This window comes from Flavobacteriales bacterium (assembly GCA_016704485.1).
GTDB lineage: Bacteria > Bacteroidota > Bacteroidia > Flavobacteriales_F > PHOS-HE28 > PHOS-HE28.
Genome location: JADJAA010000002.1, coordinates 1309746 through 1331869, shown reverse-complemented (window position 1 = coordinate 1331869; position 22124 = coordinate 1309746). Strand labels below are relative to the sequence as shown.

Annotated in this window: 19 protein-coding genes; 1 reads left to right on the top strand and 18 read right to left on the bottom strand. The window is 50.2% G+C overall.

Translation table 11 applies throughout. The annotated features are described in order from the left end of the window. Positions 1 to 84 precede the first annotated feature (84 nt). On the top strand, positions 85 to 435 hold the full coding sequence (locus tag IPF95_16845) for a hypothetical protein (protein MBK6476354.1): 351 nt from the start codon (positions 85 to 87) through the stop codon (positions 433 to 435). 64 nt (positions 436 to 499) lie between these two features. Here the strand turns inward: IPF95_16845 and IPF95_16840 are convergent, their stop codons facing one another. The 18 genes from IPF95_16840 to IPF95_16755 form a co-directional block, all read right to left on the bottom strand. Continuing rightward, positions 500 to 2890 (bottom strand): heavy metal translocating P-type ATPase, encoded by a 2391-nt coding sequence (locus tag IPF95_16840; GenBank protein ID MBK6476353.1) that lies wholly within the window; start codon positions 2888 to 2890, stop codon positions 500 to 502. Between the two features lie 482 nt (positions 2891 to 3372). Continuing rightward, the gene (locus tag IPF95_16835) at positions 3373 to 4422 is read right to left on the bottom strand and encodes a hemin-degrading factor (GenBank protein MBK6476352.1); all 1050 of its coding nucleotides are present in this window, start codon (positions 4420 to 4422) and stop codon (positions 3373 to 3375) included. A 286-nt stretch (positions 4423 to 4708) separates the two neighbouring features. Further along, positions 4709 to 5404 (bottom strand): DUF4159 domain-containing protein, encoded by a 696-nt coding sequence (locus IPF95_16830; GenBank protein MBK6476351.1) that lies wholly within the window; start codon positions 5402 to 5404, stop codon positions 4709 to 4711. A gap of 49 nt (positions 5405 to 5453) precedes the next feature. After that, complete coding sequence (locus IPF95_16825; protein ID MBK6476350.1) at positions 5454 to 6155, bottom strand: 16S rRNA (uracil(1498)-N(3))-methyltransferase; 702 nt, start codon at positions 6153 to 6155, stop codon at positions 5454 to 5456. After that, positions 6156 to 7508: a hypothetical protein gene (locus tag IPF95_16820; protein MBK6476349.1), complete on the bottom strand. Its 1353-nt coding sequence runs from the start codon at positions 7506 to 7508 to the stop codon at positions 6156 to 6158. A 73-nt stretch (positions 7509 to 7581) separates the two neighbouring features. Then, complete coding sequence (locus tag IPF95_16815) at positions 7582 to 9090, bottom strand: serine hydrolase (GenBank protein MBK6476348.1); 1509 nt, start codon at positions 9088 to 9090, stop codon at positions 7582 to 7584. A 123-nt stretch (positions 9091 to 9213) separates the two neighbouring features. Continuing rightward, the gene (locus IPF95_16810; GenBank protein ID MBK6476347.1) at positions 9214 to 11274 is read right to left on the bottom strand and encodes a tetratricopeptide repeat protein; all 2061 of its coding nucleotides are present in this window, start codon (positions 11272 to 11274) and stop codon (positions 9214 to 9216) included. A 115-nt stretch (positions 11275 to 11389) separates the two neighbouring features. After that, entirely contained in the window at positions 11390 to 13924 is a 2535-nt protein-coding gene (locus IPF95_16805) for a T9SS type A sorting domain-containing protein (protein ID MBK6476346.1), read from the bottom strand. Between the two features lie 250 nt (positions 13925 to 14174). Next, positions 14175 to 15287 carry an efflux RND transporter periplasmic adaptor subunit gene (locus IPF95_16800; protein ID MBK6476345.1) on the bottom strand — a complete coding sequence of 371 codons (1113 nt, stop codon included), beginning with the start codon at positions 15285 to 15287 and terminating at the stop codon, positions 14175 to 14177. Positions 15288 to 15298: 11 nt separating this feature from the next. Next, complete coding sequence (locus tag IPF95_16795; protein MBK6476344.1) at positions 15299 to 16549, bottom strand: ABC transporter permease; 1251 nt, start codon at positions 16547 to 16549, stop codon at positions 15299 to 15301. Next, a complete protein-coding gene (locus IPF95_16790; protein MBK6476343.1) occupies positions 16549 to 17796 on the bottom strand; it encodes an ABC transporter permease in 1248 nt (415 codons plus the stop codon). Before IPF95_16790 ends, IPF95_16795 begins: the two co-directional genes overlap by 1 nt. A 3-nt stretch (positions 17797 to 17799) precedes the next feature. After that, a complete protein-coding gene (locus tag IPF95_16785) occupies positions 17800 to 18483 on the bottom strand; it encodes an ABC transporter ATP-binding protein (protein ID MBK6476342.1) in 684 nt (227 codons plus the stop codon). Positions 18484 to 18618: 135 nt separating this feature from the next. Then, the gene (locus IPF95_16780) at positions 18619 to 19215 is read right to left on the bottom strand and encodes a hypothetical protein (protein ID MBK6476341.1); all 597 of its coding nucleotides are present in this window, start codon (positions 19213 to 19215) and stop codon (positions 18619 to 18621) included. Between the two features lie 104 nt (positions 19216 to 19319). After that, positions 19320 to 19715: a hypothetical protein gene (locus IPF95_16775; protein ID MBK6476340.1), complete on the bottom strand. Its 396-nt coding sequence runs from the start codon at positions 19713 to 19715 to the stop codon at positions 19320 to 19322. Further along, on the bottom strand, positions 19712 to 20650 hold the full coding sequence (locus tag IPF95_16770) for a TIGR01777 family protein (protein ID MBK6476339.1): 939 nt from the start codon (positions 20648 to 20650) through the stop codon (positions 19712 to 19714). Before IPF95_16770 ends, IPF95_16775 begins: the two co-directional genes overlap by 4 nt. A 3-nt stretch (positions 20651 to 20653) precedes the next feature. Next, positions 20654 to 21064: a hypothetical protein gene (locus IPF95_16765; protein ID MBK6476338.1), complete on the bottom strand. Its 411-nt coding sequence runs from the start codon at positions 21062 to 21064 to the stop codon at positions 20654 to 20656. 8 nt (positions 21065 to 21072) lie between these two features. Beyond that, positions 21073 to 21486, bottom strand: a complete 414-nt coding sequence (locus IPF95_16760; GenBank protein MBK6476337.1) for a hypothetical protein — start codon at positions 21484 to 21486, stop codon at positions 21073 to 21075. Between the two features lie 60 nt (positions 21487 to 21546). Further along, positions 21547 to 22047 carry a transcriptional regulator gene (locus IPF95_16755; protein MBK6476336.1) on the bottom strand — a complete coding sequence of 167 codons (501 nt, stop codon included), beginning with the start codon at positions 22045 to 22047 and terminating at the stop codon, positions 21547 to 21549. Positions 22048 to 22124 lie beyond the last annotated feature (77 nt).

Sequence of the window (22124 nt, the reverse complement as noted above, 5' to 3'; positions counted from 1 at the left end):
ATAACTATTGGCCGAATTCTCAGGTCTTCTGGGCTATGGTCCGTATTTTGTGTTCAGGTTTGAATGTTCCTAATTCAGAATACCATGCTGAAGTCCTTATTGCTTTTTCTTGCAGTATCTGCATTCAGCTTTACCTCCTTAGCACAAGTATCCGACCAAGCGCCTTCCAAGGAATTGTTGCAAAGCTGTTTGCTGGGTACAACGGATGATGTATGGAACGAACTGAAACTGACCTACGACCAGCAGAAACGCATGAAATTTGTTCAGGAGGCATGTGCAGAAGAATGCAGCGTGGCTGCTGCCAAGAAAGAACCTAACTCCATTTCGAACGCCGATGGAAGTACGATACTTTCCGAAGTTGAACATATTCTAACTCCGGAGCAATTCAAGAAGTGGGTGAGCTATTGTGCGGGAGATACTGGCCCCAAAAAGTAGTATTAGGCCTGCACGGGAGTGGTAGACCCTTGTTGCGGTTGCCGAGCCTTCAACCCCGTACACTTTACCGTCGTGCGCCCAACCAAACAGCCACACTAACGAACGCTACCACCGTTACGGAGCTTAGTGGCATTAGAATGGCCGCGAATAAGGGCGTTAGCTGCCCACTGATCGCAAACGCTACACCGGTGATGTTGTAGCACAATGAAATGATCAAACTGGCAATGACAATGCGCCGCGCTCTGCGTGCCATTAGCAAGAAGTGCGGCAGCTGTTCCAACGCATTCGCATCCATGATCGCATCACTGGCCGGGGTGAGTGCGGCGGTGGTCTCGGTTACCGTAATGCCCACATCGCTTTGCGCCAGTGCACCTGCATCGTTCAAGCCATCGCCGACCATGACTACGCGGTGTCCGTTCTGTTGCTCCGCGATGATCGCTTGCCCTTTATCCACAGGTGTGCAACTCGTGACCACCGTTGCATTTGCAAATGCATGGGTGAGTTCCGCATCCACCGAAGCATCTCCTGTGAGCAATGCCACACGCATGGTCTTACGTAGTTCATGTACAGCGTTCACAATGCCTGAGCGCGCACGTTTACGGATCACATAATACCCGCGATGCACACCCCCTAAGGTGATGTGTACGTGCGCATCACCATTGCCACGCGGTAGTTCTTTTCCACCACAGAAGGCCGCTGATCCGATCCGAACAGGGATCCCGTTCACGTTGCCCGCAATGCCTTGTCCCACATGCTCTTCCACGTCGATCACATCTACGATCTCGCCTTTGATCTCTTTGAATAACACAGCACTCAAGGGATGCGTACTGTTCCGCGCTAATGACTTCACGAGTGCCTTTTCATCATCAGATAGCACCAAGGCCACTACCAATGCATCATTTACCCATACGACCTCGTGTGCTTCCCGTGCTGTCAACGTACCCGTTTTATCGAACACAACCGTATCGGCGTGAGCCATGCGTTCCACCACTTCAATGTCGCGTAGGAAGAGTCCACGTTTGCCCATGAGGCGAATGGTATGGCCATAAGCGAACGGCATGCTCAAGGCCAAGGCACAAGGGCACGCAACGATCAACACCGCAGTTACCACCAACCACACTTGCGCTGGATCCTTGCCCCACCAGAATAGTCCTGCACCGACAGCAACCAGCAGAACGCCGATGGTGAACCGTCGCGCAACCGTGTCTATCAGTTTCGGCATAGCAGGCCGGTCCTGCAAACTGCTTTGTTCCTCCCAGAGTTTTTTTAATCGACTGTCGTTAAAAGTGCGCAGAACCTCTAGCTCGATCGCGGCTCCGCGCTGCCTTCCGCCGGCTTTGATGGTATCTCCAAATTGTTTCCGCGAGGGTTGTGGCTCGCCCGTAATGAAGCTGTTGTCGATATGCCCGGTTCCCTCGCAAAGGATGGCATCCACTGGTACAAGTTCCTGATCACGGATCATGATGCGATCACCGGGAATAAGATCCGCAACGCGCACTGCCACCTCTCCTGTAGCGGTTTTGCGTAATACGAGCAAGGGAAGGAAATCCTCCAATGCGCGATCGAACCGTAACGCTTTGTACGTGTATGCTTGATACCATCGGCCAATGAGCAGAAAGAACAATAGACCGGCCAACGAATCGAAATAACCTGGACCAACACTCGCGATGACTTCCCACAAACTGCGCGACCATAGCGCTACAATACCGAGTGCGATCGGCTGGTCAATATTCACTTGTTTGGTGCGGATGCCCGCCCAAGCACTGCGGAAAAAATCGGTACTCAGGAAGAAGACGACCGGGAAAGAGAACAGGACGATCAGCCATTGGAATCCGCTCTTCAGACCCGCTTCCGTATCGGCACCCAAATATTCCGGAAAGCTGAGCAACATGGTGTTGCCGAAAATGAATCCCGCTACACCCAACCGGATGTACAACATTCGCGGAACCAGTGCCTGCTTGTCGGTACCTGAGCTTGCCGTTAACTGCGGACCATAGCCGATCCGGCGCAATAATGCCACCAGCTTTGGTAACGGAAAATTTGTTTCGCGGAAGGTGATCGTGAGTTCCTTGTTGGTGAACGAAACCCGCGATCGTAGAACGTTCGGCTCTATGCGGTTCAAATTCTCCAGCAGCCAGATACATGAGCTGCAATGCATTTGTGGAACATGGAAGCGTGCGCGTGTAATGCCTTCCTCGCTGAATTCCACAATGCGCTCACGCACTTCCGGTAGCTCGAACAGCTCCGTGCGTTGCTCGTCGATAGCGCTGCGTTGTTTTACGCCCGGCTTTTCTTCCAGGGCGTAATAGTCGCATAAGCCTGCTTCGTTCAGCAGGTCGTAGACCACCATACAGCCGTTGCAGCAGAAGTCTTTCCCGTCGTGTACGCGGTGTTCATCCACACACGGATCCCCGCAGTGGTAGCACGTGACTTTTGTCAGCTCCTTGGTCTTCACCTTGCAAATTGCGTTAAGATCGGGTTCGTGGGAGATGACGTTTGTTAGATTATTGAGCGGTTTGGGGTAGGAATCGCAGGACGATCCGTTACCAGGACCTCGCACGTTGCAAGAATAAGGCACCACAGATCAACACAGATGTACACGGATACGTCCGCCGCACGGCGCATATGATTGAACAAATGCTTTATGATCGTCATTTAAGCAAGATCTTTAAGATAATTCCTTTGCACCTTAACAGATCCATAATTAGTTTTTCCTCAGTAGGGCTGGGAGTTTGAGAACCGATAGCTCTGGGGAATTCCGTTTCCACTGGCCAAGACAGTCTTTATTTGTTCGACATATCTCTACTTTCTAGGCCCCCAAAACCTTCCCCATTCCGAAAAAGATACCAAGCCATACCAGACCTTTGATCAAGAAGAAAAGGAGTCCTGCCCAGCCCAATTTGCGGATCCAGTTCGTGCGTTCACGTGCCATGGTGCTCATAGAAGGTGTTCTTGTTCTACTGAAGCCACCAGGTTGCGCCAGGTCTCCAATTCAGGAATGCCGGGTTTGCGCGCACCGAAGAGCTGTATGATCTGTTCACCTGCCGCATCATAACATTCCAGAGCAGTGACCATGCCGTCGGTAGTGGGCTTACGTACGATCCATGCCGAACGTATTGCTTCTTCGCGAATGTGAACATTCAATTCTGGATCCAGCACATTGAGCCAACCGCGGGCATCCACAATGTTCGTGACAACTCCGGAGTGGATCTGGATCATGCCTGGGTTGCCAACAAAGATCATGATGGGTACTTGTTGCGCTGCGGCAGCAGTTAGCATAGCGCGCAAAACGGACGGTTTTACAGGTACAGCATAGTTTCCTTCAGGAGCTAACCGCAATGCTTGGGTACGACTAACGCGGAAATCGCGCAATAACATGTAGAAGTCATGTGTATCCTTCAACGCCAACCAACCTTGCTTTAGGCCCGCTACATCCACTGCGGCATCAGGCATTTCTGGGCGTGGTGTAGGAGCAGTAAGTATAACCGATGGTGCATTTTGGTCCGTAGCATTATGCTGTGCTACCAGAGCTAGGTACGCAGTAACGTTGCTTTCTTCCAAGAGATAGATCTTGTGTACTGCAGTTCCTTTTGGATCGTAGAACTGTAGGCTATGTCGCAAACCATTTGGTCCTTGCTCCTCAACAGCAAAAGCACTTGCCCAATGCGACCAGAAAATGCGCAGATCGATATCGGCCCCAACAAAAAGGCCCACATGACCTTCCAGTGTTGGGTTCTTGTAACTGCCTTTGCGTTCGTGAACAACGTCGTTGTTGCGGGTCAGTGCCATTACGCGACCTAACTGAGGAACATCCTTCAAGATCACCTTTGGATCGTCCGTTAAGCGCGTTACACCTTCACCGAGCTGTAGACACAATAACTCCACTTCGCTAACGCCTAATTCAGCAGCTGCGTTGCGCAAGTAGGTGTGCGGCTGTGAAGCTTTCAGTTCGGCATAACGGCTCTTCAGGTCAATTGTGGTACTCATGGTGATCATCTCTTTTTTGAATGGCACAAAGCACTATGATCCGTCAAGTTTTCACAATAGCGCAATTGTGGTATATCGTTGATCGATGGTGAATTGGATCAAAGAGGAACGCAGATGACGCAGATGATCATAATAAAGAATGATCGGATGACACCGGTTTTGTTTGATCTAGCGCAGCTGGAACTGGATCTTCTGGTCAAGATCCGCGTTCCTCTTTCGTCGACAGCATAGGTGGTAGAACATCTGATCGTCTGATCCTCTAATTTTCTGATCGTCTGATCACAATTCAATTATCCTGCCCGCTAAATGCAAAGCTCACAATGTTGGCGCCCATCTGAAGCGCTTTAGTACGCGTTGCTTCGCTGTCTCCGTGTACGTCAGGATCTTCCCATCCATCACCGAGATCACACTCAACATCATAGAAGCAGACCAAGCGCCCTTCCCAGAACAGGCCATAGCCGCGTGGTGGTTTATTGTCATGCTCGTGGATCTTCGGTAGTCCTTGGCTGAAGTTGAATTTCTGATGGTAGATCGCGTGCGAGAAGGGAAGTTCCAACATTTCCAGCTCGGGGAAAACACGCTTCATCATGGGGCGAATGAATTCATCCATACCGTAGTTGTCACTGATGTGCAGGAAGCCTCCACCGATCAAATATGTGCGCAGGTTCTCGCTTTCCTGTGGACTGAACACTACGTTTCCATGGCCTGTCATATGTACGAGCGGGTAGGTGAACAGATCCGGACTGCCGACCTCCACTACCGGAACATCCGTATTCATGCTCATGCCAAGTTGTTGGTTGCAATACTTTACCAAGTTGGGAAGGCTCGTGGGGTTGCCGTACCAGTCGCCACCGCCGTTGTATTTCAATACTGCGAGTTGATAGCTGCCCTGTGAGAAGGCCTGCGGGAGCAGGAATGTAAAATGCAGAATGAAGAATGAAGAATTTAGGATCGAGCGCCTGCTTGGTCGAAGGGCCAGCATGTTGTTGCGTAAAAATTGGAAAAACGTGCCGATGGTCATTGGTGCAAAGTTACCGCTGCTGCGCCAAGCTCATCCACGTTACTGCGCTTAATGCTGCGGTCTCGGTGCGCAGACGTGCTGTACCTACGCTGATGGCGCCGAATTCCTGCGCGCGTAATGTGTTTGCTTCCTCGGTAGAGAAATCACCTTCTGGACCGATCAAAAGTAGAACATCTTCAATAGGGTCGTAGCTGTTCATTAGTGAACGGTGCTCACCTTCGCACCAACCGAAGTACCGTTGGGCAGGGAGTTGTTCCTTCAGCAACGCTTCCAATTTCATGGGTTCGTCGATCTGCGGTAGCCATGTGCGCTGGCTTTGTTTCATGGCCGAAACCGCAACGCGTTTCAAGCGATCAAGCCTCAGTTTGGTGCGTTCGCTGTGGTTCGTTATCAGTGGCGTTATACGATCAACACCGATCTCCACTGCTTTCTCCACGAACCATTCATACCGGTCTATCTGTTTGGTGGGTGCAACGGCCAAATGGATGGTTGCTTGGCGTTCCGGAGGATGCAGTTCGCGTGTGATCGCTTCAGCCACTACGCGCTTTTTAGATACATCCACAAGTGTTGCTTGTACCGAAAGCCCTTGGCCATTCAGCAGACCAACCTTGCTGCCAACCACCAACCGCAAGACGTTGGCGGCGTGGTGCGCTTCTTCTTCTGGTAGCGTGATCAGTTCACCTTCAAGATCAAGACAATGGAAGAGGTGCATTCAGCGTGATCCTGATGTGTGTTGTGTATTATTCCGTTCCATTGCATACATGCCATAACAGCCCAAGATGAACAATGGGATATATAACACTGTTGCCGTTTTCTTGGAGATCGTTAGTGTGTCAATGATCCAATAGCGATCACTGAAGTCACCGTTCATCAAATTTGGCATTATAAGACTTGTAAGGGGTGAAGTTATGTCCGTTGGCAGATCGTACCACAATGTGCTTTTGGCGGCTAACGCAAGAATGAACCCAATGGTACTCGCTATGACCAACATATACGACCACTTAGTACTAAGTGCGATCTTGGGGACGCCGACATAGCACAACAAAACGGCGCTGGCAGCTAAATGTCGCGGGCCATACGCCCAGCCGCCCCACCACATGGTGTACCCCGCGATCACTAAAAAATGGATCAACACCACAGGCAGGACCGGGTCTTTTAAGAATATTCTAGCGTTTTCGGTCCTTAGCCAGTGGACGACTACGATCAACACCGCAGGAGCATAAATGAACAGACCGCGATAAGGGCTGAACGTAAGCCCCCACAGTGCCTTGATGGATGGTAGGCCCAAGCCCATGCCCTCTTGCATGAACGCGTATTCCGGCACATGGCGGTAGGCAAAGTCGATCGGTGATCCCGTGGTGAGCGTATTGTATCCGAGCAGAAGTGCTGCTGGCAATAGGCCGCCTTTGATCATTCCGAGTGCGGTCCTTTCTTGCTTCAACAATAAACTTTGCACCACCCAGAATACCGGGAATATTGCCAGAGTGTATTCCGTTAGCACTGCTGCTCCACAGAAAAGACCAGCTTCAAACCCACGTTGTGCTTTTAGTGAATGGTAGCCGAGCAGGACGAACATTGCGCCCAGAACATGGCTGTAGAACGTACCACTGTAAACGAATAGGAACGACCCGTAGATCGGCAATGCGGCAAGTAGGAAAGCAGGCAATTTTCGCTCTTTGCTGCGTACCACGCGCAACCACAGTAACGTCATGATAAGTGCTAATGGGATGCTGGCACAAAGCAATCCGCCAAGACGTAAAAGACCGCCATTCAATAAGTTTCCTTCCCTTACGTGCAGTAACCCGGTTTGCACAAGAACCGCATAAACCGGCGCAACAAGAAAAGCGGGTAGGGGAGCTTTATCCGAATACGCATGGCCATTGATCACTGCCTTATCGCCAAGCCCTTCTGCATATGCATCAATGTACACTGTTCCTTCACCGACCAATGCCGCAACGGTCGCTGCACGTGAAACACTGTTGTCATTGCGAGCATGATCCAAATGCCATGCGCATAGGAAGGTGTTGATCAGGAAGAAAAGGATAAGCTGCGTGCGGGTGGGCATTTTCGGTTTGTTGGTCGTCCGATGATCAACGTAAGTGCGAATTGCCGAAGATCTATGCTCGAACTAACCTTACTCACTCCCTTAACAGATCCAACTTATAGAAGTGGAAATCCGGGCTGTTCAGATCGATCTTGAAGCCTTTCACGTTGTGATCGGCGTCGAAGTTAAAGATGATGTAACCTGGCTCTAGGAACGGGTCTGCGTGGTTCCAACGGTAGGTGTCATAGTGCCAGTGTTCCAAGGTGCCAGTGAAAAGTTCTTTGGCGTGCGGGAAGGTGAGTACAGCATTTCCTGCGACCTCCGTGATGGCTACGCTACCGTAGACCTTATCGGTATAAGTCCCCGCCAATTTGTTGTTGCTTACAGTGGGTTTCGTGCCTTTTACGCGGGCGGTGAGGCGGTCGGCAACGCGTTTTACTTCACGTTCGTTGCGGATTGCCAAGCGTGGGATCATAGCCGCCACCGGATCGGCAGTTCCATCACCTAAATACATGTTCAAGATCTTCGCGGTTATTGCAAATACGGAGTAGCTCTCGCCATTGCCTAAACAGATCACCGCGAGATCCTTATCCGGAACTACAGCATGGTTCAGTATGAAACCGGGCATACCGCCACTGTGGGTGATCACTTTTTCATTGTCCTGATATTCCACGAACCAACCCAAGGCAGCACCATCGCGGCGGCCACCCATGGCTAATTGCGTTGACGTGATCATGTTGAAGGTTTCTTCGCTCAAGAATGGCGCGCCGTTATGCTTTCCTTCGTTGGCCCACATGGCATCCCAGCGTGCAAGATCCGTTATGCAGCTGTTGATGCCACACGCACCATCAGCACCTTGCAGCGCCTGGTAGGGCATGCTTTTTTGTGGAGCGGTAGAGTCCTGTCCTTTGCGGACGTGAGGTAGGGCTACGTTGTCGAATTTGCTGAGGTCGGAGGTTTCCACGGTGGTGCGTTTCATGTCCAACGGTTGCAGGATGCGCTCCGTAACGAACTGGTCCCAGGTCTTTCCACATACGGATTCGATCAGTTGCGCTGCAGCGATGAACATGAGGTTGCTGTAGCCGAACTCATCGCGGAACGCGAACGAGAACGGTTCCTTGCTGTGCCTATCCAAGATCTCACGCTGGCTCAGATCAGTGCCGTACCACAACAGGTCACCATCGAAGGTGCCCCAACCGCTCCGGTGGCAAAGCAGGTCCTTCACCATCATGTGTTCGGTAACATATGCATCCGGCGTACTGAACCATGGAAGGTGTTTCACTACGGGATCGTTCCAATCTACTTTGCCATCGTCAACAAGCAACCCCACAGCGCATGCCGTGAATGCTTTGCTCATGCTTGCAATGAAGAAGATGCTATTTGCATCAACCGGTTCTGGTTTTGCGAGATCCAATTTTCCAAAGCCATTGCTATAGAGGAGCGCACCATCCTTCACAATTCCAACGGCTAGGCCAGGTTGATCGAATTTCTGTATAGCATCGGCAATGTATGCATCCAAGGTGCTGAGATCGGGGGTGTTGTTCTGGGCATAGGTTCCAGCGCCCAATAAAATAGCGCATAGAGAAATAACTCGAAGTTTCATGCCGCTAATATCCGGAACTATTGTTGATCGTGCGGTTTGAAGCTCGAACAGCGTTCTTTAAGAACTACATAAGCACAATTCTATTATTCAACGACAGTGTATCTTGTTGAATGGCTCTGAAGATCATGCTTCTGGAACACGCCGTTCAACGAAGTACATCATCATGTCACCCTTGCCCTTTGCTTGCACTTTTCCACGTTCCGTGAAAGTAAGATCCGGCTCGCTTTTCAACAACGTATACGTCGCCTCACTGATATTTACGTGTCCCACTTCTCCGCTGCTCTCCATGCGCGAAGCCGTGTTCACGGTGTCACCCCAAATGTCGTATTGGAATTTTTTCACCCCTACGATGCCCGCCACTACCGGCCCAGTATGGACACCTATCCTGATCTCAAAGAATGCAGTGCCGAGCGCTACCTTCCGCGCCTTACCATCTGCGATGAAGTCGCGCATCTCCAAGGTTGCTCCGATCACATCTTTTGCATGGGTGGCGTTCGGAGTTGGCAGACCACCTGCAGCCATGTAAGCGTCGCCGATGGTCTTGATCTTCTCCAGCCCGTGCCGCTCACATATCCGATCGAATTCGCTGAAGCATTCGTGGAGATCACGCACTAAGTCCTTCGGGCTCATTGCCTCGCTAATCGCCGTGAAGCCTTTGAAGTCCGTGAAAAGTACCGTCACCTGCTCGATCTGCCGCGCTTCCGCTTCCCCTTTTACTTTCAATTCTTCAGCCACCTCTTCCGGAAGGATGTTGAGCAGTAGCTCCTCACTACGTTTCTTTTCCCTTCCGATACGGTTGCGCTGTTTGAAGAATATGCCGGCGAACAGACCTACTAAAGCAAAGCCGCCGAGGGATCCATTGCGCAATAGTTTCTGGCGTTTGAGCTCCTGCAACGCCAACTCATCCTTCTTCTCCTGCTCGGCCAACGTTGCTGCTTCCTTCTTGTCAAATGAATATTGCATTTCCAGCTTCGTGAGCTTCTTTGTGTTCTCTTCATTGTACAAGCTATCACGATAAGCGATGTGTTGCTGGTAGCTCGCCAGGGCTGAGCGATGATCACCCATGGCCACATAACCATCCATCAATCCTTTGCACAATTCCATTGCCGAATGATCGCTGCCTAATTGTTCGGCCATGTTCAGGCCAATATGATACCATTTCACGGCCGCTGCCGCATCGCCCATGTCCATGTAGACACCTCCGATATTGGCATAGCTGATCATCTCACCATTCTGATCTCCGATGTTTTTGAAGATCTCCAATGCGAATAGCTGGCTTTTCAGCGACTGTTCGAGGTCGCCTTTTTCTTTGTATAAGGTCCCGATATTCCCATGACATGCGGCGATCTGCTTCTGGTCGCCAGCTTCCTCGTAGAGCAGTAAAGCCGCTGTATAGTTTTCAAAAGCCGCATCTATTTCACCCATTGCTTTGTGGATATTCCCGAGCTTGATCCGGGTATTCGCCATTCCCCGCTTGTTGCCGGTCTGCACGAGTATGCCCAACGCCTTATTACAGTTGACCAACGCTTCCGCGTAGGCTTTCTGCTTAAGATGGATGATCGCGATGTTGTTGTACGAATAGGTCATACCGGAGCTATCACCTTCAGTTTCCTGGATCCGCAGTGCCATCAAGTTAGTTTCCATGGCCTTCGGGAAATCTCCTAGGGTTAACTGAACTGCACCCATATGATTGTACCAGTTGGCCATCGAACTCATCTTTCCTGCCGCCTTATCCATTGCCACTGCAAGCAGATAATACCGGATCGACTCTTCAAGTTCACCTCGATTCTTGTGAACGTGACCTATGTTCCCATAGGAATTAGCAATGCCAGCTTTATCGTCCAATCGTTGCCGAATACGCAACGCAGCCTCGTGTTCAGCCATGGCGCTATCCAGCGATCCAAGCTGCATGTAGGCCAAGCCTATATGGCTATGCGCTTGCGCAATTCCTTGCTCAAATCCCAACCTTTTGGCCAATGTGCTGGCTTCATTTGCAAGTATGATAGCGGTGTCGTGCTTTCCTACTCGCCAGCCCGCTTTCTCGCTTAGCAGGTTCAGGATTTTGACCTTGTTCGTGTCCTGCTTCGCCCGTCGCAATTCGGTGGTCAGAGAATCGATCTGCGCATAACTGCCGAATGCGAGGGAGACAAGTAGCACTGTCGCTAACTGTTTCAACGTTTCCATGGGAGAATGGTGATTTTGACTTAGATCGCAATCTAATACGATCCCGCTATTCGATCATCTACAACTACAGAGGTTTTCGATCGGAGTCGAGCGTTCCCACTACTGAACCAGCCCACTAATTCTTCACGAAACGATGTGCTACCCGTTCGCCATTCATCTTCGTAATGTTGATCAGATACATGCCCGCTACAAGTCCACTGATATCCAACGTGGTGCGGTCGCTGGAAATACCTTCGCTTTGTAGCAACCTTCCATCCAACGCATGTAGCGTGAACATTGCGTTCGGTTCATCAAGGAACACATTCACTTCTTGGCTTGCCGGATTCGGGTAGATGCTGAAGCCATCCGTTTCCGTAGTTGCTATTCCCGTATTTACATCCACAGAGAAAACGCAAGGTTCTGTGATCACTGGCTCGTTGAAATCGAAGTAGATGTTTGCGATGTTCTCGATCTGAGCTCCATCCTGTAAGTTGCTTTCCGGTTTTACTTTGAACGTTACGAAGCCATGGCTATTAGGTTCATCGGACACGCTATCCGGTAGGAAGATCGGATCAAAAACAAAGACCAATAGCCCTTCATTCATGTACCATGTATTGGTGTGCGATCCGCTCACGTATTCCATGGTGTGCCATTGGAGGTCACTGCTCAACGTATCGGTGATCACTACACGCTCGGCGGGGTAGTTACCGGTATTCTGGAAGCGTATGGTGTACTCGATGTATGCGCCGTTCTGAACTTGTTCCGGCGTTAACGTAGCAGGTGATGCGGTCTTATCATTCGGGTCAAATGAACCTACGACCATTCCGGCAAAAGCAACGGAATTGTCCGCTGGTGTTGTATCCGCAGCAGCAGGCAGCGCGCTGAACAGGTGATCCAAAGGAGTTCCCAATGCTGTTCCTACAGGAGTGTTGAGCGTTACAATGGCATCCCACTCATCGCCGGGCATCATCATTAAGGACCAACTTGCATCCGTAGCGTTGAGTGTAGCTGGGGCTACGGTGCTTGTACCCCAATTCTGGTCGGCATCGAATGTTAGGGTAACGTCTGCCGTGGTGGACTCGGTTCCGATGTTCTTAACGTTCAAGTAAAGGTTGTTGCTAAAACCAGGTCGCGCCTGTGCGGTGTGAAATTGAACGACCAGATCATGTACGCCCGGTATGGCTTGGTAGCCGATATCGTTCAACGAGTCGATCTGCAAGGCTGCAAGGGTTATGGTGGTAGCGGCAGTTGTGCGTGTGTGATAAAGAACATCCTGGCCATCCAGCGTGAAGGTGCCCACATCCATAGGCAATACGTAGTTGCCATTCGCGTCCGGTGCGGTCAGGTAGTTTCCCGGAGTGGCTTCTACTGTGGCGTTCAAAAAAGGTGCTTCGCCAGCATCCAATGAGCCGTTACCATTCTCATCATTAAAGACCGTGCCTGTTATTGCTTCCTGCAGAATAGCGCACGGACCGGTAACCACATCACAGACCACGAGCGGAAAACCAAGCTCACTCAACACAGGATCATACGCTAGTGGAATGTTCGGTAGGCAGTTCAAGTTGTTGCCTGTGGTATTTAGGTTAGCCAATCCGTTGGGCAACGTGGGTAAGCAGGCCAATGTATTGTTGGAACAGGTAAACCATGTTAAACTACTTGGCAGTGCTGGTAAAGAACCAAGTGCATTATTATCACAATGGAAACGATCCAGGCTATTTGGTAGAGTTGGGAGTGTGGTGAGTTGGTTATTCGCGCAGTTGAAATATTGCAATGAATCAGGTAATGTTGGCAACGCAGTGAGGTTGAGGTCGCCACAGGATAGACTTATGATCGTGTTGGGAAGCGGAGGCAGCGTGTTGATGTTGATCGCATCACACCAGAAAACATTAAGTGCCGGTGGGAGTGATGGGAGTACCAACGAAGGGTTCGATCTACAATCCAAAGATTCCATGCCAGTGGGCAACGTGGGAAGTACCGAAAGGTTGTTCTGCGAGCAGCTGAGGTATTGCAATGAAGCTGGGATCGCAGGAAATACGGATAACTGATTACCTGAGCAATCTATTGTCCAAATCATCGGAGGAAGTGTAGGCAATGCGGTGAGTGATGTAGCAACACATCCTAAGCGGCGAAGTGCGGGGGGAAGTGTAGGCAGTTGGAACAATGGATTGATACCACAATACAAAGCGTCAAGCGTAGAAGGCAATGCAGGTAGACTGTTGATCTGGTTGGAAGTACAATCAAGTTCGATCAAGCTTTGGGGTAGATCGGGGAGGCCGGTAATTACGTTCACCGAGCAGTCCAGGTCTTCCAAAGTGTTCGGCAAGGTGGGTAGGCTGGTGAGGTTATTGATGCGTAAGTTCAATATCTCCAAATTCGGTGGTAACTCGTTCAACGTCGTTATGGCGTTGTTGTTGGCCCTTAGCTCAACAAGGCCCGTGAAGTATTCCACACCGCTAAGGTCCGTAATGCCCGCGCAGCAGATCGGTAGAACAGCTAGGTTCAGTACATCCGCATGGGTGGTATCCAACACGTTGCCGTTCATGGCGGCAGGCACGAAGAATTGGAGTTTCGTTACCAAAGCTGCATCAGGCACAACGAATTGTGCAACCGCTTGGTGTAATGAAAGAATTGAAAGGATGCAGGAGGCAAAAGTGGCTTTGAGTATGGACATTATGTTCAGGGGTCGGGAAAGAGACGTGATCCATGTCGAATAGGTTGCCAAGGGCGCAATAGGGCACCTCGACTCCGCTCGGCGACCTATTGCAATGTAGGTCTTCGGGCACTAGGGCTTTTCGACTCCGCTCGGCGACCTATTGCAATGTAGGTCTTCGGGCACTAGGGCTTCTCGACTCCGCTCGAAGTCCTATTGCAATGTAGGTCTTCGGGCTGAGCCAAGATGCCGGAATACAAAAAGATAAAGATCAATGCCCATCTTTCTTCTCCTTCTCTTCCTCTTTCATGATCACCGCCCCTTTCAATTCGGTGCTGTCCGTTACACCATCAAGTACTTCAATGTGGATGCCGTCACTTAAGCCTGTCTTTACATAGGTACGGCTCCAGCCTTCGCCTGCTTTAACTTCTACGAATGCACTGTCGCCTTCCTCGTTGAAGTCGATCACCGACTCTGGAATGCTCAGCACGCTGTCGCGCTCTTGAAGCACGATATCGGCATTGGCACTATATCCTGCTCGCAGCGTTTGGCCTTCATGCAGTTTCACAGCGGCTTTGATCTTGAATTGGATCGCGCCTTCTTCTTCCACTCCTTTCGGGGCGATGTATTCCACCTCGGCATCCCACTTCGCATCATCGATCGCACCAATGGTCAACACGATCGGCATACCCAAACGCACCTTGCCTACTTCACTTTCATCCAGATTGCCCTCGAATATCAAGTCCTTCATATCAGCTACCGATGCGATCGTGGTGCCTTCGTTGAAGTTGTTCCGTTCGATCACACTGTTGCCTTTTTCCACGGGCACATCCAATACCATTCCATCAATGGTACTTCGCACCAATGTGTTGCTGCTGCTGCCACTGCTTTTGCTAATGCCTTCACGCACCACGCTCAGATTGTCTTCCGCGCCACGTTGATCTTCCTGCGCATTGTTCAGTGCCAGACGGAACTGGTCCATTTCTGCTTGTGCGATAACGCCTTTGTCGAACAACGGTTTGTTGCGATCGAAATTTAGCTGCGCATTCTCAACGCTGATCCGGGCTTGCCGCACGCGACTTTCGGATGAGCTGAGCGAGATCATGTCCGGTACGATCTGGATCTTGGCCAGCACATCGCCTTTCTTCACAACATCCCCAGCTTCTACCATTAATTCCGTAATGATACCGCTTACGGTGGGTTTTATCATGATCTCGAACCGTGGAACAACACTGCCATTGGCTACGGTTTTTTTCTGGATCGTGCGTTTCTCCGGCTTCACGATCTCATACACTTCCGGTGGTGTCATTTCCTTACTGATCAACCAGCCCATCATGCCGATGAACGATAGTGCGAGGAATATCAAAAAGATCTTTCGTTTCATGTGTCAACTTCTTACTTATCTGTTCTTAGGGCATCCACGGCTTTGATCTGTAGTGCGCGTTGCGCAGGCACAAGCCCAGCGAAAAGTCCGCATACGATCAAGATCAATAAAGCCACTGCTGCAACGGTAATGTTAGCACCAGGTGGTGAGAAAAAATCGCTTTGGATATCCAGAAGAACAACGCCCTCCAAAACCAACGTGCCGGCCATCATACCAAGCACGCCAGCGAAAAAGGTGAGTGATACTGCTTCCAGAATGATCTGCGTGCGAATATTCGCAGGGCTGGCCCCAATACTTCTGCGGATACCTATCTCCTTGGTGCGCTCCTTCACATTCACGAGCATGATGTTGCTTATACCGATCACACCGGCTACCAATGTTAGTGTACCGACCAGCCAACTTATGAATGCTATGGCAACGAATAACATGTTCATCATGCCAAAGGTCTCCTGCATGTTCCAACTTCCGAAGGCCAGCACGTCGTTCGGGTCCACTTTGTGGCGTTTTGCCATCAGTGCTTTTGCTTCTTTATCGATCTCAGAGACCTCCACACCCGGCTTACCGGTTATGCTGAACCAATGCACTTCATCCATGCTGTTGAAGGCTTTCTGGAAAGTGAGGAAGGGGATATGGATATTGGCATCCTTGTTCTCACCCATGTCGCCGCTCGCTTTGGGTTTGTATTCGCCGATCACTTGAAAATACACGCCTTGTATCTTAATGAAATGCCCAACAGGATCATCACCTTCGAACAATACCTTGACCACTTCCGGACCAACTACGCACACCTTCCTGTTCTCGTGATTGTCCTTGCTATTGATGAATCTGCCACGGGGCATTTCAACCGCTTGGATCTGTATGATCTCCGGAACATCACCGTATATGTTGAACGCTCCTGTGCGGCCTTCGTAGGTTACGTTATTGGCACCCTGCCAGCCACCAAGCTGCAGGCGGGGTGCAACTATATCGGCTTTTGGGATATTGGCTTTGATCGCTTCTATATCGCTGTTGTTGAAGTTGAATCGGCGACCGCGCTTGAATCCTGCATAGGGCATACTAGTGGATTGCGTCCATAGGAACATGCTGTTGGTGGCCCACCCATCGAATCCTTTTTGTACACCCCTCTCCAACGCTTTGCCCATGCCCAACATCACCATGAGCATGAAGATCCCCCAGGACACGCCGAACATGGTAAGCGCACTCCTCAGCTTATTCCGGCTGATGGTGTTCCATATTTCATTCCAACGGTCGCTATCGAACATCACTCGTCTCTTAAGGCCTCAATAGGCCGAACGTTTGCTGCAATGCGTGCAGGGATCCAACCTGCTATGGCCCCAGCAAGTACTAACAGTAGTAATGCTCCAACAGCTACACTGAGCTTTACCTCGGGATCCCGGAACATCTCACTTCCGGGAATAGCTGTCGCTAGGCCTTCGATCAGCATAAAGCCGAAGAACAGACCGAAGAACCCGAATACACCCGTTACGAATATGGCTTCCATGATCACTTGGGAGATCACGTTCATGGGCGTAGCACCCAATGCTTTTCGGATACCGATCTCACGTGTACGGTCTTTTACAACGATCAGCATGATGTTGCTTACACCAACGATACCGGCGATGATGGTGCCCAGACCAATGAAGATCGTGAACCAGTTTATACCGCCGAAGATCTCGTTGAACATGGACAGGTTCTCCACGTTGTTGTCTATATATAGAGCGCGATCGTCCTTCGGGTCGAATTGGTGCCGACCAGAGAGAACCGCGATCGCACGGCTTTCTGCTTGTTTGGATCCCAATTCCGAAGCATCCGCAAAACTGAAAACGATACGATCCACCTTGTCATCCGCATGGAACACTTTTTGGGCTGCACTAAGTGGAATGAAAACTGAACTGCTTTGGTTGTTGCCTCCTCGACCTTCACTTTCAAACTTGTAGATCCCCACCACTTCGAAGGGTATGCCATTTACTTGTACCCATTTGTGGATCGGATCTTCTTTCTTGAATAACGCTTCAACGGCATCTTGTGCCATGACGATCACTTTGCGTGTTTCGTTCTGGTCCACTTCATTGATGAAACGCCCGCTGGTAACCACCTGACGTTCCAACGCTTGGTAATTGGGTTGTATTCCCTTAATGGTAAAGTTGCCATAGTTCTTACCATAATTCAGTTGGCTTCGTCCACGCCATAGTCGGAATTCACCGCTTACATCGATCACTCCGGGCACTATGTTCTTCAGCGCACGGATATCGCCCATGTCCAACTGTATTTCCCGGTTCGGTGGTAGACCTTTGTAGATCTTGCTCGTTTCACCGCCCCATATACTGATGGAGTTCATCGCCGTATTCCGGAAGTTGTAAGAAAAGCCATTGCCGAGTCCGGCAGCCAGTCCAAGGAGCAGGACCAATACCGCTATACCCCAGAATACACTGAAACCGGTCAACACGGTGCGCAATTTGTTCTTGCTCATCGTGTCGAAGATCTCTTGCCATTTATCCCGGTCGAACATGTCTTATTGGATCAACGCGTTGTGGCTTTCGATCAAACCGTCCTTTAAATAGATCAAGCGATCCGTCATATTAGCGATCTCTCGCTCGTGGGTAACGATCACAACGGTAATGCCCAGTTCCTTATTCACGCGGATCAGTTGGGCCATAACATCCGAACTAGTGGTGCTATCCAACGCTCCAGTGGGCTCATCCGCTAAGATGAGCTTTGGATCGCTGATCAACGCACGTGCAATTGCAACACGCTGTTTTTGACCACCACTAAGCTCATTCGGCATGTGCCCAGCCCAATCACGCAGCCCCACCTTTTCGAGCATATCATATGCTTTTTCCTGCCTGATCTTTCTGCTCACTTTCTGGTAATAGAGGGGCAAGGCAACATTCTCCCAAGCGTTCTTGAATGCAATAAGATTGAAGCTCTGGAATACGAAGCCGATATATTGACTTCGGATCTGTGCGGCTCTGGTCTCTGTAAGATCCACAATGGGCATTCCGTCCAGCAAATAGGTGCCACTGTCCAAGTTGTCCAGGATCCCGATGATGTTCAGCAAGGTGCTTTTGCCGGAACCTGAACTGCCCATGATACTTACCAATTCCCCCTTTTTTATTGTCAGGTCAATGCCTTTGAGAACCTCCAAGGTATTGCTACCCATCTGGTAGGACTTCCGAATGCCGGTGAGCTTGATCATAGTGCTAGTGGAACGGGTACGAAATTACCGGATGTGCCCGTAGCGTTTCCCGTGGTTACACGAACGGCGGGGGAGCGTTAGGAGCGGTGTGCTGAGAATGATCGCTCAGACATGAACTGCCGTGTAGTGGAGTTATCATACCCTACGAAAAACCAGATCGAATAGGGATCTGATCACCAACACCTCCTGAAGAATGCCACCAACATAGGTGTAATGGTTCACTTTGCCTTCCGGTAATGTGAGTTTATAGGTTCCCTTTCCAGTGGTCTCCATAGGACAGTATCCCATCACACTTTCAACAAAGATCATGGGCTGTCCAATGGGTTCCTCGTAATACATCCGGGCGGTGGTCCATTCAACAGTGCCGTTGTGTATGAAATGGTTCCTGGGGTGTACATAGCAATGTGCCTCGGCTCCTACTAGCGTCATACGGCTGCTGTCGCGCATTTCTCCATTGATCCGCATATGTGCTCCGCAACTGGTGATCGTCTTCCTATGATACTCCGTGATAGTGGTGCTTTGCACGGTATTCTTCCAGAGAATGCTGAACTCGGAATTGGAGATCATGCTGTAATAAGTGCGATCTCCTGACACCTTACGCGTTGCTTGAATATTCCCGATCACATCGCCGCCTTTTAGGATGTTGTAGCTGGCGTTCTGGGCGTTGGTTCCGCATGTTGCGTATAACAGTGAGATCAGGAACGACCATGAACGGAAGGAATTCTTAGGCATCGGTTTTACTGGTCCTTGTACTGGTCTGGCCCGCAATTTAGGCTGTATTGATCGTTCCTAGGAAATGGCAGCCAAGCTTCAAGGAATCAGGCGTTCCCCTCGTTTCATACCAGATCCCAAACCGAGTGCTTTTTGCTTGGCCGTACAAAAAGTACAACGGTAAACAACACATTCATGAATGGGATAACAGCGATCAACCCGCTCCAGTGTACCCAGCCAATATCCCGAGCACGGTGTGCACTGTTCCAAACAAAACCGGCGAAGAAGGCGAATGTGCTTAGGCAGAGGGCGAGGGGTAGTGCATTGGCAAGCCATGGTCCGATCAATGCAAAGGGGTTGACCCAGCTCTTGATCACATGCTGTATGCCAAGATCCGGGACCAATGAGATAATGAACAGGTCTGCAAAGGCTTTTGCTAGTGCAAGCGCGGAAATATTGCGCTGGTAATGCAGTTTGTCCGTGCATCCATCGCAGTGTAGGAGGTGTAAGATGGTGGTCATTTTGATAGCTGTTCAGTGAACAATTGGGTCATTGCGCCACCGATATGCGCGTGCTTGAAGATGTAACCAAGTTGTAGTGCTTTGGTCGGAATTACTTGTCGACTTTTCAGGATCAACTCGGTTTCCGTGCCCATAAAGAAGGCACCGATAGTTAACATCCAAACCGGTGCATTGATATGGAAGATGGGCTTTGTATGCTGGCGGATCTGCTCCATGAATGCACGTTGTGGCAAAGGGTTCGGTGATGCAAGATCGATGATGCCTTCCACAGTAGGCGTGTCTATGATCCAGTTGAAAAAATGCTTCACATCTTCTTCATGTATCCAGCTCACGAATTGGTTCCCGCTACCATGCGCCCCGCCCAACCCCGCTTTTGTTATGCCTACGTACATGGGCCACGCTCCGCCTTGGTTGCTCAATACGATCGCACTGCGCACCGCGACTTGGCGCACGCCTTTTAGTGTATGACAGAAGAATTCCTTCTCCCAGGCCTTTACAATTCCCGGACTGAAATCCGTACCCAATTCGCCGGTGAATTCATCTTGTGGTCGGTCTTCAGCATGTCGGTACACGGTGGCGCTGCTCAAGTTGATCCACGTTTCGGGCGGGGTCGTACATGCGGCTATGGCATCGCCTAATACGCGGGTGGCATTAACACGACTGTTCAGGATCAAGGCTTTGTTCTTTGCTGTATACCTGCAGTCCACACTGCGGCCGGCCAAATTGATAACGGCTTTGGCGGATTCCAGTTCCTTTGCCCAGGGGCCAATTGAGCTTGCATCCCAATGCATGTGGCGTATCCCCGTTGCACTTTTCGTCTTCGGGCTTCGCGACAGCACGACCACGTCGTAGCCTAGTTCAGCAAAATGCTGTTGCAGGATCTTGCCCATGGTGCCTGTACCACCTGCAAGGATGATCTTCCTCTTGCTTTTCATGGGTTAGCGTTTTGGAGTTTCAACATGGGGAATTGCAGGTGGCAACGGACGATGTTCTCTGCTTTTTCTCCGGCCCCGAAAGAACAGGAATAGGTTGAAGAACAGCATGATCCCAAGATAGATGCTGAACCCGCCGATCTTGCTGGCGAGTACCTCGACCATTGCCTGATAACCAAAAGCCACATCGCGGTAGTAATGGTCGATCTTCAAGATCTTCATCGCGAAGCCGATGTTAAGCAGATAGAACCCGACCTCGAACAGTTTATTGGTGCTGTGCGCAATGTCTTCTTTGCCATTGAAAATATCGAGCATGAATACTCGTGCATTGCGGAACAGGGTGCGCGCCACATAAAGCGTTAGGCCCATTGTTATGGTCAGGTAGACCATGTACGCGAGGATGAACTTATTTTCCATTGTCTTGGTTATTTCGTGTCAGCAGCGCTCATGATCGCTGCGTTATGTAAGCTTCGCCGCTCATGATCGGCATGTTTGCTTTTCTTAGAATGTGCCCAAATGAAGAGGGTCGTAATGTTGGTGTAGTGGAGGCCGGCTAGACCATAGAGGATCAAGGCAACGTGTTGGCCCAGCGTACTTATCATTTCTTGCGCACTGTTGATGGTCTCCCAAGCGCTTAACACGAGCGCTACATATCCGAAGTTCACGATGTAACAGCCTACCAATAGCACGTTGTTCACCGCATCTACGAATTCAGTTTCATTGTCGAAGATCCGCAACATCCATACGCGACCATGTTTGTGGCAAACCTGTGCAACTACAACTGTTATCGCCACCATCGCGGGGAAGAAGATCGCGTAGCTGACCAGGTTGAAGTTCATTGGTCATTTTGTTAATGAAATTTCAATAAATTATGAAACATATGATCAAAAATAGCAACATCACCGGAGGAGGGTGGATGCCGCTTTCAAGAACCACTGTACATCCCTACGTGTACTTTTCTCCAACACCGCATCAATCGTTCCTGTTAGGTCATGTAGGTCGGTGGTCATTTCACGAAAGGCTTTGGCATCCTTGGTAGTTCCCTCTGTCTTCTTCAGCTCGCTGAGCAGTTTTACCATGGGTTCCAACTCCCTTTTCTTGCGCTCACGGGTAATGTGCGTAGCAATCTTCCACACGTCTTTTTCAGCTTGAAAAAATTCCCTGCGTTCCCCGCTCTTCAACACTTTATCCACCAATTGCCAGTCGATCAAAGCGCGTAGGTTCATGTTGGCGTTGCCGCGGCTGATGTTGAGCTGTTCCATGACATCCTCGGTGCTCAACGGCTCGGCGCTGATCAACAACAATGCATGTACTTGCGCCATGCTCCTATTGATGCCCCAATGCGTTGCAAAAGTGCCCCACGCTTGGGTGAATCTGTCTTTTGCTTCGTGTAGTTCCATCGTTCAATGGTACAAATCTAGGATGAAAGAACTGAATTTTCAAATAGTATTGAAAATTAGTGACGAATTTTTTCAAG

Bases quoted from the DNA above. Each gene is read 5' to 3' on its own strand.
- IPF95_16845 (MBK6476354.1), top strand. From the start codon at position 85: ATGCTGAAGTCCTTATTGCTTTTTCTTGCAGTATCTGCATTCAGCTTT.
- IPF95_16835 (MBK6476352.1), bottom strand. From the start codon at position 4,422: ATGAGTACCACAATTGACCTGAAGAGCCGTTATGCCGAACTGAAAGCT.
- IPF95_16830 (MBK6476351.1), bottom strand. From the start codon at position 5,404: ATGCTGGCCCTTCGACCAAGCAGGCGCTCGATCCTAAATTCTTCATTC.
- IPF95_16825 (MBK6476350.1), bottom strand. From the start codon at position 6,155: ATGCACCTCTTCCATTGTCTTGATCTTGAAGGTGAACTGATCACGCTA.
- IPF95_16820 (MBK6476349.1), bottom strand. From the start codon at position 7,508: ATGCCCACCCGCACGCAGCTTATCCTTTTCTTCCTGATCAACACCTTC.
- IPF95_16815 (MBK6476348.1), bottom strand. From the start codon at position 9,090: ATGAAACTTCGAGTTATTTCTCTATGCGCTATTTTATTGGGCGCTGGA.
- IPF95_16810 (MBK6476347.1), bottom strand. From the start codon at position 11,274: ATGGAAACGTTGAAACAGTTAGCGACAGTGCTACTTGTCTCCCTCGCA.
- IPF95_16805 (MBK6476346.1), bottom strand. From the start codon at position 13,924: ATGTCCATACTCAAAGCCACTTTTGCCTCCTGCATCCTTTCAATTCTT.
- IPF95_16800 (MBK6476345.1), bottom strand. From the start codon at position 15,287: ATGAAACGAAAGATCTTTTTGATATTCCTCGCACTATCGTTCATCGGC.
- IPF95_16795 (MBK6476344.1), bottom strand. From the start codon at position 16,549: ATGTTCGATAGCGACCGTTGGAATGAAATATGGAACACCATCAGCCGG.
- IPF95_16790 (MBK6476343.1), bottom strand. From the start codon at position 17,796: ATGTTCGACCGGGATAAATGGCAAGAGATCTTCGACACGATGAGCAAG.
- IPF95_16785 (MBK6476342.1), bottom strand. From the start codon at position 18,483: ATGATCAAGCTCACCGGCATTCGGAAGTCCTACCAGATGGGTAGCAAT.
- IPF95_16780 (MBK6476341.1), bottom strand. From the start codon at position 19,215: ATGCCTAAGAATTCCTTCCGTTCATGGTCGTTCCTGATCTCACTGTTA.
- IPF95_16775 (MBK6476340.1), bottom strand. From the start codon at position 19,715: ATGACCACCATCTTACACCTCCTACACTGCGATGGATGCACGGACAAA.
- IPF95_16770 (MBK6476339.1), bottom strand. From the start codon at position 20,650: ATGAAAAGCAAGAGGAAGATCATCCTTGCAGGTGGTACAGGCACCATG.
- IPF95_16765 (MBK6476338.1), bottom strand. From the start codon at position 21,064: ATGGAAAATAAGTTCATCCTCGCGTACATGGTCTACCTGACCATAACA.
- IPF95_16760 (MBK6476337.1), bottom strand. From the start codon at position 21,486: ATGAACTTCAACCTGGTCAGCTACGCGATCTTCTTCCCCGCGATGGTG.
- IPF95_16755 (MBK6476336.1), bottom strand. From the start codon at position 22,047: ATGGAACTACACGAAGCAAAAGACAGATTCACCCAAGCGTGGGGCACT.